Raw genomic sequence first — 14,814 nt, forward strand, 5'->3', positions numbered from 1 at the left:
CCTCGGCCTCGTCCTCGGCCTCGTCCTCGTCCAGCTCCTGCGTATCCGGGGTCCCCACCTGCCGCCGGGTCAGCGCTGGAAGGCCGCACACCCCGGCCAGGACCCGCTTGCCCGCGCTCGCCGCGTCCGGTGTCTTCGACTCGCCCAGCAACGCGAGGGAACGGGTGCACCGTGGCGTACCGGTTCGCGAGCACGGGGCCTCATCGATCGCCTTCGCCTCCAGGTGTCGCATCACCGCGGTGCGCATCGCCGTGCGCTTCGGTTCCGCCGCCCGCTCCCACAGCGGCGTTTGATTCCAGCGCGGCGGGCGGCGCCCGTGACAGTGGCGTGCAGCCGCTTCTCCGCGACCTTCCGCGACTCCGACACCTGCTACCTACCTGCCACCTGCCACCTGCCACCTGCCGGCGGCTCCGGGCGGGTCGGCTCCTCAGCGAAGCCGGTGTGCCGACCCAACCGCTGCACCGATGTTCCCCGAGGCCGTACTCACGGAGACAACGGGGGTATAACGTCGCGATCATGAAACCGTTGAACGACAGCATCACCGACCAGGCCCCGGCTGATCCAGGTGCCACGGACGACATGTTGGCCAGCCAGCCCATCGGCTACTGGGCCGGCCTCGTCCACGAGACGGTGACACGGCGTCTGCGTGACGCCATGGCCAAGATCGATGTCACCCAGCCGCAGTACTGGGTACTCAACCGAGCGACCGGCGGCCCCACGGCGCCCAGTCGTGAAGAGGTGGTCACCCAGCTGACGCCTCTCGCGGGCGGCCAGCACGAGATCCCTCGGGTCATCGACCAGTTGCTGCACCGCGGTTGGCTGAGTATCGACGCCGGACAGAACCTGCACCTCACTGATGCAGGCGAAGCTGCCAGAATCCGGCTGCGCGGGTTGGCTACGGAGCTGCGCACGGAGGTCCACCAGGGCATCAGCGACGAGGAGTACGTGGCCGCACTCAAGGTACTGCGCACCATGATTGCCAACATCGAGAAGAACGGTGCCTCCTAGCTACTTCGTTGCAGTCTCGTCAGCTGCGGGTCCGGCTCAGGTGGTCCACTGCGGGGCAACGCTGCCAAGCCACGCGCCCTGATCGTCAGCCAGGGGCCGGTTCGGGGGAAGCGGGAGGAACCGGCAGGCGAACGTGAGGCCCATGTCCTCTCCGCCGCCGCGTGTACGTCGTGCTCCCATCCATCGGGAGTGTCGCCAGGCACCCGGAGGTGGAAGAAGCTCGACTCCTCCCGCTGGGACCTGGGTGCCGGCATGCGGCATGCCACGTGATCGAACACCAGCAGCCCGGGAACGGCGCGGTGCCGGATCACGTAGGCAGCCACACGGAGTCTGGTTTCCGGGCGGCCTTCTCCGTGACTCGCGGTCATCTTGGTCGAGACGGCCGCTGCACCAACCGGGATACCTGCCCGGGCCTACTACGCCCCCAGCGCGGCTTCGCGCGGCTCCCTGGGCCCACGCCAGCGCCATGCACTCGCTGGGCGGTGTCAGGCTCGCGCCTCGCTGGTCGGTGCCAGGCTCGCGCAAAGTGAATAAGCTGGTCGCCCATACGCTGCAGTCGGGGGCAGGGGGCACGGTGAGCGGTGACACGGCATGCAGGGTCGGCGTCCTTGTGGAGGGTGTCCAGGACGGCGACCGGGACGAACTGGACGATCTCGTCCGGCAGTTGCGCGAACGCCTCCTGGAGTTGGACGTCGACAGTGTGGAGCTGCTTCGCGGGGGCACGCCTCCGGCAGGCGCCAAGTCGGGCGACCTGGTTTCCCTTGGCGCTCTCACCATCACCATGGCCCCGTTCGTCCTGCGGTCCGTGGTGCGCCTGGTCGAGCAGTGGATCGAGCACCGGCCTGTCCGCACGGTCAGCCTCACCATCGGTGACGACAGCCTTGAACTGCAGGTCGTCTCCTCTGCGGACCAACGTCGATTGATCGATGCCTTCGTCGCCGGCCACGAGTCGCCACCGCTCACCGCTCGCACCGACCGTCGGCCGTTGTCCGATTCCGCCGCAGACGAGAGCACCTGAAGGCAACCGCCGTGCCCGGAGATCGCTTCGCGCTGCTCATCGCTGCAGGCCGTTATGATCAACCAGGCCTCCAGCAACTCCGCTCTCCCCTGTGTGACGTCGACGGCTTGGGAGAGGTGCTCCTGGACCCGCAGATCGGCGGATTCGAGGTCGACAGGGTCGTCGACGGCCGGCACCACGAGGTGAACCGAGCCATTGAAGTCTTCTTCCGCGGCCGGAGCTTGAACACCGTGCTGCTGCTGCACATCTCCTGCCACGGCATCAAGAACGACAGCGGAGAACTCTTCTTCGCTGCGAGTGACACCGACCGGGAACTGCTCGCTTCCACTGCTGTGTCGTCGTCCTTTCTGCACGCTCAGATGCGCGGCTGCCGTGCCAGATCGATCGTGCTGCTTCTCGACTGCTGCTACAGCGGCGCATTCCTGCCCGGCGCCAAGGGCGACGAGACGGTTCATCTCGGAGATGAGCTGGCCGGGCGCGGCCGGGCGATCCTCACGGCGACGAGTCGTACCGAGTACGCCTGGGAGGGAGATGTCCTCAACGAACTGGCGCCCGCGCCCTCCCGATTCACCGGCATGGTGATCCAAGGGCTGCTGTCCGGCGAGGCGGACCTCGATCGGGACGGTCTGGTGACCGTCAACGACCTGTACGACTACGTCTACAAGCACATGCAGGGCGCCGGGGTGAAGCAGCGGCGCCAGATGTGGGCCGAACTGGAGCACCGTGTAGTCATCGCACGCTCGGTTCCCGGTGGCCGCGCAGCGCAGAGCCACAACGCCTCGGGTCCGGACCCGCCTGCCGCCGTCTCGTCGGCGGACGAACCAGCACCGCCGAGCACGATGGAGCCGCAGTATCTGGGTGAGCGGTACAGGTTGGACCACATGCTCGGCCGAGGCAGCTCGACCGAGGTCCATCGAGCTCACGACACCATGCTGGGCCGCACCGTCGCCGTGAAGACACTCCGCTTCCCTCTCGCGAACGACGCCTCTCTCGTGGCCCGGTTCCGGCGGGAGGCACGGTCGGCCGCCCTGCTCAACCATCCCGCGATCGTCGCCGTGTACGACGTCGGTACGGGCTCACTCAAGGGCGTCTCGGGCCCATACATCGTGATGGAGTACATCGACGGATCCACGCTGCGGGATCTGCTGCGCTTCGAGGCGCGGCCGGTGCCCGAACGCTCCCTGGAGATCGTCGTGGAAGTCCTGCGGGCCCTGGAGTACGCACACCGCAAGGGCGTCGTCCACCGTGACGTCCAGCCGGCGAGCGTCATGCTCACGCGCAACGACCGGGTCAAGGTGATGGACTTCGGAATCGCTCGCGCGACCGGCAGCGTGGGTGGGACGACGAGACAGACCGCCGTGATGATCGGAACGGTGCGGTATCCCTCACCCGAGCAGGCGAAGGGTGAGCAGATCGACACCCGCTCCGATATCTACGCGACGGGCTGCCTGCTCTATGAACTCCTGACGAACCGACCGCCCTTCATCGGGGACTCGCCGGTCACCGTCGCGTACCGGCACATGAGCGAGGAGCCACAGCCGCCGAGCGCTTTCGGACCCGGGATCTCGCCCGCGCTGGACGCCATGGTCCTCAAGGCCCTGGCCAAGGAACCGAACAACCGCTGCCAGTCGGCCGCCGAAATGCGTCTTGACGTGGAGGACCACCTCGGCGGCCGGGTCGGGACAGCCACCGGACGACCGGTCGTGGGACCCGCGTCGTCCAGCGGCGACAGCGAGTTCGAAGCCGGCCCCGGACTCGCCGACAGGATCACCCTGTCCACCCAGGTCGCGGGACACAGCGCCGTCGTGAGGGTCGGTGGGGAGCTCGACTACGCGAGCGTCGGATCCGTCGCCGAACTGCTGCACCGTTTGAGGAGGCAGGGCTATCTGCACTACGTGGTCCTCTTCGAGGAGACGGCTGCCTTGGACTCTGCCGGACTCAACGTGTTCCTCTCTCACCGCGTGGCGGTCATGGCTCTCAGCGGCTCGATGCGGGTGGTCATCGAGAGCAGCTCGATCCACAGGGTCTTCGAGGTGCTCGACCTGGACGCGGTACTGACCGTGCATGACTCGCTGGACGAGGCGATCAACGCGATGCGGGCCGCGGAGAACCGTTCGGAGCCCTGACGCTCCGCCGCCGGCGGTCGTCCGGTGAGCCTTCGCCGAAAGACGCCCAGGCGTCGCCCCGTCGAGATCCACGACCGAGATCCACGACGGCAGCGCCCCGGGCCACTGCGCGGGCGTCGAAGAGAAGACGTGGCCTCTCCCCTCCTCCGCCCGAGTCAGTCGGCGGTCGCCTCGATCAGGTCGTACGCCAGGTCGGGGCGGACGCCGTCGGGGTTCTTCAGCCCTGCGCCCTCGTACCAGGAGGCGTCGGCCTCCGGGTGCGGTCCGCTCACCCCGACACGGCCCTTTCCGTAGCGGGCGACGGCCGCGGCGGGCAGACCGTTGCCAGGGTAGGTCGCCAAAACTTCGACACTGGTGGCGTCAGCGCCCCGGCCGAAGTGGAAAACCGGGCCGTCCTGGAAGTACATGTGGCGCGGCTTGCCCCGCCACATGACTTTCAGGACGGTGTCGCGATCGTCATCGACCACGGCGCCGCGGGAGTCGGTATAGCCGCCCGCATCGCCGGGCAGCAGGCCGAACCCCGGATTACGGCCCGCCAGGTAGGCGCCGAAGCACAGCCCCAGGTAGCTGCCGCCTTCCCGCACCCAGGTGCGAAGGACGTCAGCGGATTCCTTCAGGTCCCGCCAGGTCCGCTCCAGGTCAGCGCCGCCACCCGGCTGCACGTACAGCTTCGCCCCGGCGAGGTCGGAGGCCTTCACAGGAGCCTTCACGAATCTGATCCGGTAATGCCGCGGCGCCTTGCGCAGCACCTTGGCCACCGCCGGCGCGCAGTCGGGGCAGCCCTGCGGGCCGTCGTAGATCACTGCCAGGGGGCGCTCGGCGGGACGTGGTTCCCCGGCCGAGGAGGAGGGGGCGCAGCCCGCAGCCGACAAGGCGGCGGCCACGAGAGCGGCGATGAGGACGAGAGGGCTACGAGTGGGGCGCGTGTCGGTCATGGCCTCACCCTCCCGCTCTGCGGCTCGTGCCCGGTACCCGCCGGTCGGCGGGGAGGACTCCCCCGGCCGGCGGGAGCCCTCCGCCCGTGCGACCACTGGTGCCGCGGGGGTCATAGGGTTGGGGGTGTGACGACATACAGGGGTAGCCGCTCATGATCCGGACCGTGGTGGTCGACGACGAGGCGCTCGTGCGTTCCGGCTTCCGGCTCATCCTCAACGCCGCCCACGACATCGAGGTGGTCGCCACGGTCACTGGTGGCCAGGCCCTCGCGGCCGTCCGGGAGTACGAGCCCGGCGTCGTCCTCCTCGACATCCGGATGCCGGACGTGGACGGCCTCACGGTCCTGGGTGAACTGTGTGCGCTGCCCGCCCCGAAGCGGCCCGTCGTCGCGATGCTGACCACCTTCGACACCGACGAGTACGTCCTGAGCGCCCTCGATGCCGGGGCCGCCGGCTTCCTGCTCAAGGACACCGAGCCCACCCAGCTCGCGCAGGCGGTACGGATGCTCGCCGCGGGCGGTGTCGTGATGTCGCCGAAGGCAACCCGTTCCCTGCTCAGCCGCCATCCCGGCACAGGGAAGGCCGAGCAGGCCACCGTGCGGGTCGAGCGGCTCTCCGCGCGGGAGCGGGATGTGCTCGTGCTGGTTGCCGAAGGGCTCTCGAACACCGAGATCGGGGGCCGGCTCCATCTGAGCGGCGGGACGGTCAAGGACCACGTCAGCGCGATCCTGGCCAAGCTTCGGGTCGACGGGCGCGTCCAGGCGGCGCTGCTCGCGCAGCGGGCAGGGCTGCTGGAAGAGCGATGAACAGAATCCCCGCCGCGCTCGCCGACCTGGCCCTGATCGCCCTCGCCGACCTGGCCCTGGTCACCATCGCCGGCCTCGACCTCTGCCTCAACCTGGAGGACGACACCCCCTACGGCCTTGCCCTCGGCGCTCTGTCCTGCGCGGTGCTGCCCGTGCGCCACCGTCTCCCCCTGCCCGCCTTCCTGCTCTGTCTGCCCGGCTCCCTCGTCCAGGACGTCCTCATCGCGCCGATCGCCGCGCTGTACACCCTCGCCGCGCACACCCGCGACCGGTACCTGCTCGTCCTGTACGCGGCCCTCTTCGCCCTCGTCACCGCCGCTCCCTGGCCGTTGACGGACTTCACCGGTGAGGAGCGCACCTGGACGCTGGTCACCTTCGTCTACATGCTCGCGACGGCCACCGCCCCCGTGCTGCTGGGCCAGCTCGTCCAGACCCGGCGGGATTTGGGACGACAGCTGGCGGAGACCGAGGCGGTCAAGGAGCACGAGCGGGAGCTGCACGCGCAGGCCGTCCTCGCCCGCGAACGGGCCCAGCTGGCCAGGGAGATGCATGACGTCGTCTCGCACCAGGTGAGCCTCATCGCCGTACAGGCGGGAGCCCTCCAGGTCGCTGCCCCCGACAACGAGGCCCGCGAGGCGGCCCGGACCATCCGCACGCTCAGCGTCGGCACCCTCGACGAGCTCCGCACCATGGTCACCCTGCTCCGTGTCTCCGGCGGCGACACCACGGATCTGGCCCCCCAGCCCACCCTCGCGGACCTCCGCCGCCTCGTCGGCAACAGCGGCCTGGACGTAGAGCTGACCGGCGAACTCCCGGCCGCGGAAGCCGTACCGGCGCCGGCCCAGCGCGCCCTCTACCGCACCGTCCAGGAGGCGTTGACCAACGTACGCAAGCACGCCCCTGGCGCCGCCGCTACCGTCGAACTCTGGCACGACGGGACGGCATACGGTGTCACCATCACCAACAGCCCCCCGACCCGCCCCGCCCTTTCACTGCCCAGCGCGCACCACGGCCTCGTCGGCCTCCGCGAACGCGCCGAACTACTGGACGGCAACCTGGAGTCAGGGCCGTCCAAGGACGGCGGTTGGCAGGTCCGGCTGCGCCTTCCGAACCGCCACAGCTGACCACCACTCCTGCAACCGACCCAGCCGCGCACAGCGCCGTACCGCAGAAGCTCCCCCACCACCGTCGTGACCGCGTTCGCCGTCCCCCGCGACCGGTAGCGGACCGGGCCGGACCCCATCTGGCCGCCATGCGGCGGGACAGGCGTCTCGACCAGCCACCGCTGCCGCCCGACCAGGCCCTGGGCGACAATCAGAACAAACATTCCTGTCAAACTCTGATCGCCACCCACAGACGGCAGGCGAGACAAGAGGCCGAGTTTCTCATGCCCAGGTCACAGGAAGATTCACGAAAATCTTGTGTTCGGTCCGACCGATGCCGTGGCGATGTCGTGACGATCACCCGTCAGGGTGAAAACGCCGCACTGCAGTGTGCCACCCGTGCAATATTGCCGAACCCCGCGCTCTTCCGGTGAGGGGATGCAAAAATCGCTGAATGTAATGCAGAGGGGGCAAGGTGTCGAGGCGTACGCGGATGGCGATCGGGATCGCATTGGGTGGAGCGGTTCTGCTGGCACTGGGGGTGATCTTCGTACAGGTCGGCTTGGAGCGGGCCGACCAACTGAGCAGTGTGCTAGGGGGTTTCGCTGGCCTCATCGGCTTAGCCCTGGCCGTCTACGGAGTAGTGCGGGCGCGCAACGGACCCACGTCGCCCGCTACGACTCCCGCTGCCTCCTCCCCCCAGAGCCAGGGTGTCGTCAACGTCGTCCGCGGCTCCGCCATCGGCGGTAATGCCGTGATGGCTGGCACCGTGGCGTCCGAACCGGCCAGATCGAGCGTTGCGGCGGGAGACGAGCCGACCTCGAACACTCTTGAAGACAGCGTCGTCATCGGCGATCTGGCTCAGGCACGTGAGGTGATCGCCCCTCAGACACCTCAGCCCTTTACGCGTCCGCACGGCGAAGAGCCCGGCGCTCCACCGCCTGCGGCCACCCGGTGATATGCGGCTTCCCGCACGAATGCGGTCACGATCATCACGTTGTGCTGTGCTGTGTTGTGCTGTTGCACCGTAAGTGGAGATCCACGGGCGCGCTCAGATTCCATCAATGGCCAGTCGAGGGGGACGGTTCATGCCACAGGGGCAGCGGCAGGATCCGGCGCGGCAAAACGGCTCGCCGCAGGATCCGCCCGCCAGCACACGCAACGTAGTTGACAATTCCGATATCCACGGCGACCTCACAGTGGTCGGAAACATCTTCCATTCCGCCGCACGAGGCAAGGCCCCGGTCTTCGCGACTGCAGCCCTGGTGGTGATCGCGGCGGCAGCCCTATACCTGGCGCTTGGCCCTTCCCTCACCGCCGAGTCCAAGGGCTCCGAGCGGAAACCGGCGAAGACGCAGCTGCAGGCGCAGGCGAGCCTGACGAACTGGGGATGCGGGGACTCCGCTGTGGTACCGGGTCTGAAGGTGGGGACGGAGGGAATGGCGCCCCTCAAAGGTTTTCCCCGTACAGGCGTGCACGCCAGTGGCGGCACCATCGAAGTCGTCCTGCAGGGAACCACCGACGAGGAGCTGATCATCACGGGCGCGCGGGCCGAGATCGTGCAGCGACGAGCCCCGGTCCGGGGAACCCACGTGATCACCCCCTGCGGCTCCGATGCACCGATCCGGGTGTTCGATGTCGACCTCGACAAGGAGAACGCGCCGCTGACTCTCGTCTCGGACGGCCGCTCCTCGTCCAGCCAGGTGCCGCGAGACCGCTGGAAGTACGCCGTCAAGCTCGGCGACGCCGAAACGTTCGCGATCCGCCCACGTTCGAAGGCCCACGATGTCGAATTCCAGATTGTGATCTCCTGGAACAACGGCGGGAAAGATGACTCCCTCACCCTCAAGGACAAGGACGGAAAGCCGTTCCGCTTCACCGCGACGTCGGCTGCCGAATCACTCTGCGTCGCATCAACCGCCGCCCACCCCTTCCGACTGTTCCCTGCGGCGTCACCCCGGTGCCGGGAGTCGGCCTCATGACGACTCGTGTGCCGGCACAGCGGGCGGTGCGCAGCAGGACTGGGCGCCGGTACCCGGGCGTCGTGGCGGCGTCGGCACTCTTCCTTGCACTGTCGGCCGGTGCCTGCCAGGGCCCGACAGACCGGTCGGACGACGACAGCCGACCGGCATCCTCCGCCATCCGTTGGCGTGAGGTCCCACGCACCCGCTTGCCGGGAGCGTTCCACGATCTCGCCCCGGTGCGGGTGACCGCGACTGCGAAGGAGTTCCTCGTCCTCGGGCGGACGGAGCACGGAAGTCTGAGCCTGTACGGGTCGAAGGACGGCCGGCGCTGGTACCCGAGTTCGCAGAGCGGAGGCCAGATCGCAGACATCGCTGCCGTCGCCGGCGGGGTGACGGCGGCCGGCCGGGCGACGAACGACGGAACGACCGTTCCCGCGGTCTGGACATCCACCACACCCAAGCACTGGGGGAAACCGCAGTATCCAGCGGGCGGAGGGCCTTCGGACACCGTGCTGGGAGTGGCACGCGGCGACCGCGGGACAGTGGTGGTGACGCACGACGGCGGACCGTTCGGCGAGAGCGTCACGGATGACGGTTCCTTCCGCGGCACATCGCTCAGGCTCTGGAGCGCGCCGCCCGGGGGACGCTTCGGGCAGCCGCATGAAGTGACGTGCCCTTCACGCATGAGCTCGCAGCCGCAGGCCACCGTGCTGGCCGACCGCCACGGATTCGTGGTCGCGGCACGGTGCACGGACAGCGCGTTCCGATCAAAGCGAGTTCTCCTCACCTCGAAGGACGGGGCGAGATGGCAGAACGAACCCCGTGCCTTCAGGGGCCAAGTCGTGGGAACGGGCACATCCGACGGGCGCGCCAGTGTGCTGGTGACACACCCGGAGAGCAGCAGCGAGCACCCCGGTCGCTATGTCAGCACTCTCTGGCATCGCAAGGACTCCGCCGAGTGGACACCTGGTCGGCCCCTGGACGTGGGACGGCTTCCTGACCTGGGGGTCGCTCCCAGACACGATCAGTCGGTGAACGCTCTCGCTGCGGTGCGCGGCGGATACCTCGCTGCCGGTAGATCCCTGGACCCACGGGCAGACGGCCCGGTCGGAGCACTGTGGACGTCGAAGGACGGCGCGAAGTGGAGCAAAGCGCCCACGAAGAAGAATCACTTCGACGCCGTGGAGGACCTGCTCGGCGCCGCGGAACTCGACGGCACGCTGATCCTCCTGGCCGAGGCACCCCCGCCCACCGACACGGAGTCCGGCAGCGACGAGGAGAGTACGGCGTCGCCTCCGCCCGCCGTCCAGCTCTGGCAGGGGCGCTACGGCTCAGCTCCCGCCGTGGTGAAGTCGACGGGCCCGGAGGTCTTCACCGGCACCTGGTCATGGGGGCACGGATCACTCACCGTCGACGAAGTCGGCCGGTTCACCTACCGGTGGCGGCTGTTCAACGACTGCGAGACCTCTCCCCAGCCCTGTGACAGCGCCGAGCGCTGGGGCGGGAAGGCCACCGGCACGCTGAAACCGACACCCGATGGACGAGAACTGCGCGGCTTGATCACCGCCATCAACACACCGGCCGACGGCCAACTCCGCAAAGGCGCACGGGTCAAGGTCGCCCTGCGCCCCTACGACGCGGTGGCCGTGGCTGTCGGTAAGACAGAGCACGGACTGTTCTGCGGCGACGGGCCGGGAGACTCCCGCTGCCGCGCTGTCCACGGCTGAGCGCCTGACGAGGCCGGGTCCAGTTCCTACTGGGGCAAGGGCTGAGCAGGAACCATGGCGGCTTGAGGTCACCTGCGCCACGCTCGTCGAACGGGCGAGGCAGCCTCCCCGGGGCAGAAGCTCCAGAACAGCCTCGGGGCGGGCTCCGCCAGAGAGTGGTGGTGTGGCCGAGCCGGGCAAGACAACCCGGAGGCGTTGTGCGGGTCATGCGCCGCTTTTTTCAGCGCACTCAGCCGCCGGTGGTCTTCCGAGGTGTAGGCGGTGCGGACGCGGCTCTGGTCGGCGGTGAGGCCGTGGCGCAGGAAGTTGAGGAAGCAGCCGGTGGTAGCAGGTCCATTCCCCAGCACCACTCAGGAGTCGGAGAACGGCACACCGGCAGACTCCGTCTCCCCTCACCACACAGTGCCACCGCCCGCGACCACCGGGACGCGAGTCAAAGTTCCAGGTCGGCTGCGGTGCCGACGGGATTCGAACCCGCGGACAGATGGGGGCAGGCCCGCCCCGTCTCCGTCAGTCGCCGTGGGGGGACCTCACCCACGGCGATCGCAATGGGCCGCTCTGCCACGGCACCGCAGCCTGCGAGAATGCGCGCCATCCCGCTTCGGCACAACGTAGAGGATCGCCCTGTCTGCGGCGAGCCGTTTTCCAGCACCGGCAACCGCACCAGCAGCACCACATAAGTCGAGCCAGAACCCTGACACCCGAGGGCATGTCGGTAAGTCGAGGGATCGATGGTCCGGGGATGTCGGTGGGTTTTGACAGCGCTTCGAGGGGTTGTCAGCGCGCTGAGCGGCTTCGACGCACGAACGCTCGCGCGACACCGAGACCCGCCGCAAGCCGGATCTCCTCACGCCGCTCGTCGACATGGGCGCGGACCATCCCGTAAGAGATGTCGGTGTCCCGATACTCCTCCACCAGGCGGTCGAAGACGCGCTTCGCAGCGTGCCGCTTCTTGGGCAGTGCCCTCAGATCCGCCCGAAGCATCTCGTCGACCAAACCCTTGTAGGGTCCAGCCGCGTCCTGCGAGGCGAAAGTTGCGTCCGCGGCTCCGGACGCGCCGAGGCCGATGTTTCCTTGCCGGCCCGAATCCCTGCGTCGTACTTGCGCTGCAACGAGCGCATCGACATGACCGCACGGGCACCACTACGGATCGCCGCGTACAGGTCGACCTTGGTCTGTCGTGGTCTCGAAACCCCCTCATGACGCAAAGCACACCCATGCTCCCACTGCAAGCCCCCAGCCGCTGTCAAAACTCAGCGACACCACTCCAGGCTGGCATCAACCGCTGTTGGTCCCGAACAACAAACGCTGTCGGAAATCTGTCGCACTTCCTGGCGCCACTGGTCGGCGTCGGCGCCGACCACCCGGACGGTTGCCATACCTGATCCGTCTTGGAGAAGCACGTCGATGATCTGCTGTTGGGCGAGTCCCTCAAGTTCAACGACGAAGTCGGCGGCGAAGTCGCTCGGAGTTCCAGGCTGGGGCAGGCTCAGGCCGGTGATGACCGCGTCGCGGTTTCGGTCGATGCCGGCCGCGAGAGTGCGGAGGCTGGGAAGGCCGTCCTGGCGGACGGCGTCGAGCCACTGCGGAATTCGTTCGCTTGGCGATGCGTCGTCACCTGCCTCGCAAACTGATGACATCCCGCCACGATGCCCGTCACGATGCCCACGAGCATCGTGGATTCAGCGCCAAATCGGCCGTGTCTAGCCCCGATGTTCCTTGATCGCGGCTTTGTTGCCCGCAAGGAGGCGCCTGGCGGTGCAAGTGACCGAAGTGCTGCTGTACTGCGTACGTTTCCCGTGCCACTTTCGAAACCGCGAAGGGAAGCTGTTACAAGGGGGTGGGAATGCTGGTGACGGAGTTCAGCACGGAGGTCGTGGCGGCGCCGGAGAGGTTCGACCTGTTCACCGACATCACTGATCGCTCGCACATGCGCAACCGGCTGCGCAGCGACGATCAGGACGACTTCCGTGCCAGGATGCGCGTTCTGGATTTGGGGGATGTGCAGGTCTCCACCATGTCCGTTCCGCATCTGGAGATCACGCGGACCGCGAAGTTGATCCGGCAGTCCGACCCCGAGGCGTACCAGATCAACTACTTCCTCCGTCAGGAGGGAGCTCTCTCCACGGCTGGGGTCGATACGGCGCTACGTGCCGGAGACGTAGTCGTGATGGACAGCAGCCGTCCCTACTGCGGAGTGGTCCACCCCGTTCTGGACAGTTGGTCACACGTGACCGTGCAGTTTCCTCGCCGGCTGCTGCCGCTGCCGAACAAGGCGGTGCAAGCTGTGCTCGGTGCCCCGGTCGACGGGCGCAGAGGCATGGGCGGGACGTTCACCCGCTGGCTGACCGATCTCAACGTACGCGCCGACGAGTTCACCTCGGCCGACATCCCCGTCCTCGTCTCGGTCACCTTGGACCTGCTCGGGTCCGTCATCGCGCGCTGTCTTGACGCCGAGGACGCGATGAGCCCGGAGGCCCGCCGACGGGCCCTGGAGGTACGTATCCACGACTTCATCCAGCAGCGGCTCGCCGACCCGGACCTGTCCCCCGAAGCCATTGCGGCCACACACGGCATTTCCACCCGATACCTGTACAAACTCTTCCACGAGCAAGGCCTCACGGTGGCCGGCTGGATCCGTGAATGCCGCCTGGCGCGTTGCTGTCGCGATCTCACCGATCCGAGCCTTTCCTCGCGCTCCATCCAGGCCATCGCGAGCCGCTGGGGCTTCCCCGACAAGGCTCACTTCAGCCGAGTCTTCCGTGCCGCTCATGGCATGTCTCCCCGGGACTACCGCCACTCGGCAGCTCACGGGCAGGGCGTGCGGGAACCGTCAACCGCTGTGCGAGGACGGTCAACGACGCCCCAGCCACCCGGTGACATGCTCTCGTCATTCATCGATCGGAGCAGTCCGAGCAACCGAAAGGCGGAACATCAGTGACACCTGCGAAGGAACAGAAGCGGTGGATCATGGCGTTCGACGCCACCTGCGGCACGTGTACGGCGATCTCCTCAGCCGTGGCCGAGGCGAGCGGCGGCAAGCTGGAGGTGCTTCCGCTGACCGACCCCGACGTACAGGGGTGGCGGCACCAGAGTATGGGCCTCGATCCTGAGTGGACGCCGACGTTGCTCCGCGTCGACGGACTCGCCGTCCGCGCATGGACCGGACCCGCCATGACCGTTCCCCTGGTGCGGCGGCTCGGGCCCGGCGCGACCGTCCGGGTCCTGCGCGCTCTGGGCCGTTTGCGCTACGAGGCCAAGCACGGCTCGTCGCGGGCCGACGGCATGTCGATCGGTCGCAAGCGGTTCCTGCAACTGTGCGGCGGGGTCGCCGCGGCAACCGCCCTGACGGTGACGGGCAAGACACCTGCCTTCGCGCAGTCGGCCCAAACCCAGGCTCGGGCATGGGTCGAGGCCAACAAGGGCAACCTGCCGCGCACCTACGCGGAGATAACCAAACACTCGGAGCCGTACCGCAAGGCGATTCTGCGTGCGCTGTCGCCGCGGGACCGAACACAACTCTGGCTGGACCACCTCGACCACTACCGCGCGGCACACCCCGGCCTGTCGGCCCTTCAGCGGCAGGTCATCGACCAGGCTCGCGAACTGGCACCCAAGGTGCTCCTGTCCGGTGAGGACGTCTCCCAGAAGGTACGGCGTCTGGAGGACGTGGCGAAGCGTGAGTTCGGCCGTGAGGGAGCCGCCGGCCTGCTCGCTCGGCTGGGACCTGTGGACGCCGGGCTCGGACCACTGGCCTACTGCTCGTGCGCGACGGAGAGCGACTACTGCAGCGGCTCCTGCCGACGCGGGGGCTGCACCATAATTCCCTCGGACTGCGGGTCGTTCTGGGCGTATGACTGCAACGGCCTGTGCGCCTGATCACGCAGCGGAGACCCGAGCAGTCCACAGACCGTCGGCTGTCTGCGTTCCGACGGCGGCAATGATCTGGTCGCCCGGGTGCCGCGCTCGTCGCGGCACCCGGGGCCCCGCCGAGCTGACGACTCGGCGGAGGGTGTTCAGCCGTTGCGTTGGCCGGCGCCGGTTTCCGCGGCCCGGTGGTGGCCGCGCGAGGCGCTTCGGGGCGCCGACTGATCAGACCCACCCCCTTGTCCCCCAGCTCGCAGCAC

Annotated in this window: 13 protein-coding genes, 1 tRNA gene and 2 pseudogenes; 11 read left to right on the top strand and 5 right to left on the bottom strand. The window is 68.2% G+C overall.

All coding sequences use genetic code 11. From position 1 onward, the window contains the following. Positions 1–52 precede the first annotated feature (52 nt). Positions 53–295, bottom strand: a pseudogene (locus AB0I16_RS17230) (hypothetical protein); the annotation flags it as partial. 221 nt (positions 296–516) lie between these two features. On the opposite strand from AB0I16_RS17230, the gene AB0I16_RS17235 reads away from it, so the two are divergent. The 4 genes and pseudogenes from AB0I16_RS17235 to AB0I16_RS17250 all read left to right on the top strand — a co-directional run bounded on the left by AB0I16_RS17235 (position 517) and on the right by AB0I16_RS17250 (position 4,152). Continuing rightward, entirely contained in the window at positions 517–1,008 is a 492-nt protein-coding gene (locus AB0I16_RS17235) for a MarR family winged helix-turn-helix transcriptional regulator (RefSeq protein ID WP_363250207.1), read from the top strand. 466 nt (positions 1,009–1,474) lie between these two features. Continuing rightward, positions 1,475–2,026: a hypothetical protein gene (locus tag AB0I16_RS17240; RefSeq protein WP_363250208.1), complete on the top strand. Its 552-nt coding sequence runs from the start codon at positions 1,475–1,477 to the stop codon at positions 2,024–2,026. Between the two features lie 11 nt (positions 2,027–2,037). After that, a pseudogene (locus tag AB0I16_RS17245) lies at positions 2,038–2,730 on the top strand (caspase family protein); the annotation flags it as partial. 135 nt (positions 2,731–2,865) lie between these two features. After that, positions 2,866–4,152 (top strand): protein kinase, encoded by a 1,287-nt coding sequence (locus AB0I16_RS17250; protein ID WP_363250299.1) that lies wholly within the window; start codon positions 2,866–2,868, stop codon positions 4,150–4,152. A gap of 155 nt (positions 4,153–4,307) precedes the next feature. On the opposite strand, the gene AB0I16_RS17255 is transcribed toward AB0I16_RS17250, so the two are convergent. Continuing rightward, positions 4,308–5,087 (bottom strand): BPL-N domain-containing protein, encoded by a 780-nt coding sequence (locus AB0I16_RS17255; protein ID WP_363250209.1) that lies wholly within the window; start codon positions 5,085–5,087, stop codon positions 4,308–4,310. A 152-nt stretch (positions 5,088–5,239) separates the two neighbouring features. On the opposite strand from AB0I16_RS17255, the gene AB0I16_RS17260 reads away from it, so the two are divergent. The 5 genes from AB0I16_RS17260 to AB0I16_RS17280 all read left to right on the top strand — a co-directional run bounded on the left by AB0I16_RS17260 (position 5,240) and on the right by AB0I16_RS17280 (position 10,687). Further along, positions 5,240–5,893, top strand: coding sequence for a response regulator transcription factor (locus tag AB0I16_RS17260; RefSeq protein ID WP_363250210.1), 654 nt, complete (start codon positions 5,240–5,242; stop codon positions 5,891–5,893). Continuing rightward, positions 5,890–7,017, top strand: a complete 1,128-nt coding sequence (locus tag AB0I16_RS17265; RefSeq protein ID WP_363250211.1) for a histidine kinase — start codon at positions 5,890–5,892, stop codon at positions 7,015–7,017. Before AB0I16_RS17260 ends, AB0I16_RS17265 begins: the two co-directional genes overlap by 4 nt. A gap of 472 nt (positions 7,018–7,489) precedes the next feature. Continuing rightward, on the top strand, positions 7,490–7,954 hold the full coding sequence (locus tag AB0I16_RS17270; RefSeq protein ID WP_363250212.1) for a hypothetical protein: 465 nt from the start codon (positions 7,490–7,492) through the stop codon (positions 7,952–7,954). A gap of 130 nt (positions 7,955–8,084) precedes the next feature. Beyond that, the gene (locus tag AB0I16_RS17275; protein ID WP_363250213.1) at positions 8,085–8,978 is read left to right on the top strand and encodes a hypothetical protein; all 894 of its coding nucleotides are present in this window, start codon (positions 8,085–8,087) and stop codon (positions 8,976–8,978) included. Beyond that, positions 8,975–10,687, top strand: a complete 1,713-nt coding sequence (locus AB0I16_RS17280) for a hypothetical protein (protein WP_363250214.1) — start codon at positions 8,975–8,977, stop codon at positions 10,685–10,687. Before AB0I16_RS17275 ends, AB0I16_RS17280 begins: the two co-directional genes overlap by 4 nt. Before the next feature lie 453 nt (positions 10,688–11,140). Here the strand turns inward: AB0I16_RS17280 and AB0I16_RS17285 are convergent. The 3 genes from AB0I16_RS17285 to AB0I16_RS17295 form a co-directional block, all read right to left on the bottom strand. After that, positions 11,141–11,258 (bottom strand) — tRNA-Arg (locus AB0I16_RS17285). A gap of 206 nt (positions 11,259–11,464) precedes the next feature. Next, entirely contained in the window at positions 11,465–11,683 is a 219-nt protein-coding gene (locus AB0I16_RS17290; protein ID WP_363250215.1) for a hypothetical protein, read from the bottom strand. Between the two features lie 257 nt (positions 11,684–11,940). Further along, on the bottom strand, positions 11,941–12,327 hold the full coding sequence (locus AB0I16_RS17295; RefSeq protein WP_363250216.1) for a hypothetical protein: 387 nt from the start codon (positions 12,325–12,327) through the stop codon (positions 11,941–11,943). A gap of 206 nt (positions 12,328–12,533) precedes the next feature. Between AB0I16_RS17295 and AB0I16_RS17300 the strand changes: the two genes are divergently transcribed. Next, positions 12,534–13,628 carry a helix-turn-helix domain-containing protein gene (locus AB0I16_RS17300; protein ID WP_363250217.1) on the top strand — a complete coding sequence of 365 codons (1,095 nt, stop codon included), beginning with the start codon at positions 12,534–12,536 and terminating at the stop codon, positions 13,626–13,628. A gap of 29 nt (positions 13,629–13,657) precedes the next feature. After that, positions 13,658–14,566, top strand: a complete 909-nt coding sequence (locus AB0I16_RS17305; RefSeq protein WP_363250218.1) for a bacteriocin fulvocin C-related protein — start codon at positions 13,658–13,660, stop codon at positions 14,564–14,566. The last annotated feature ends 248 nt before the right edge of the window (positions 14,567–14,814 follow it).

It is taken from the genome of Streptomyces sp. NPDC050703, assembly GCF_040654435.1.
Lineage (GTDB): Bacteria > Actinomycetota > Actinomycetes > Streptomycetales > Streptomycetaceae > Streptomyces.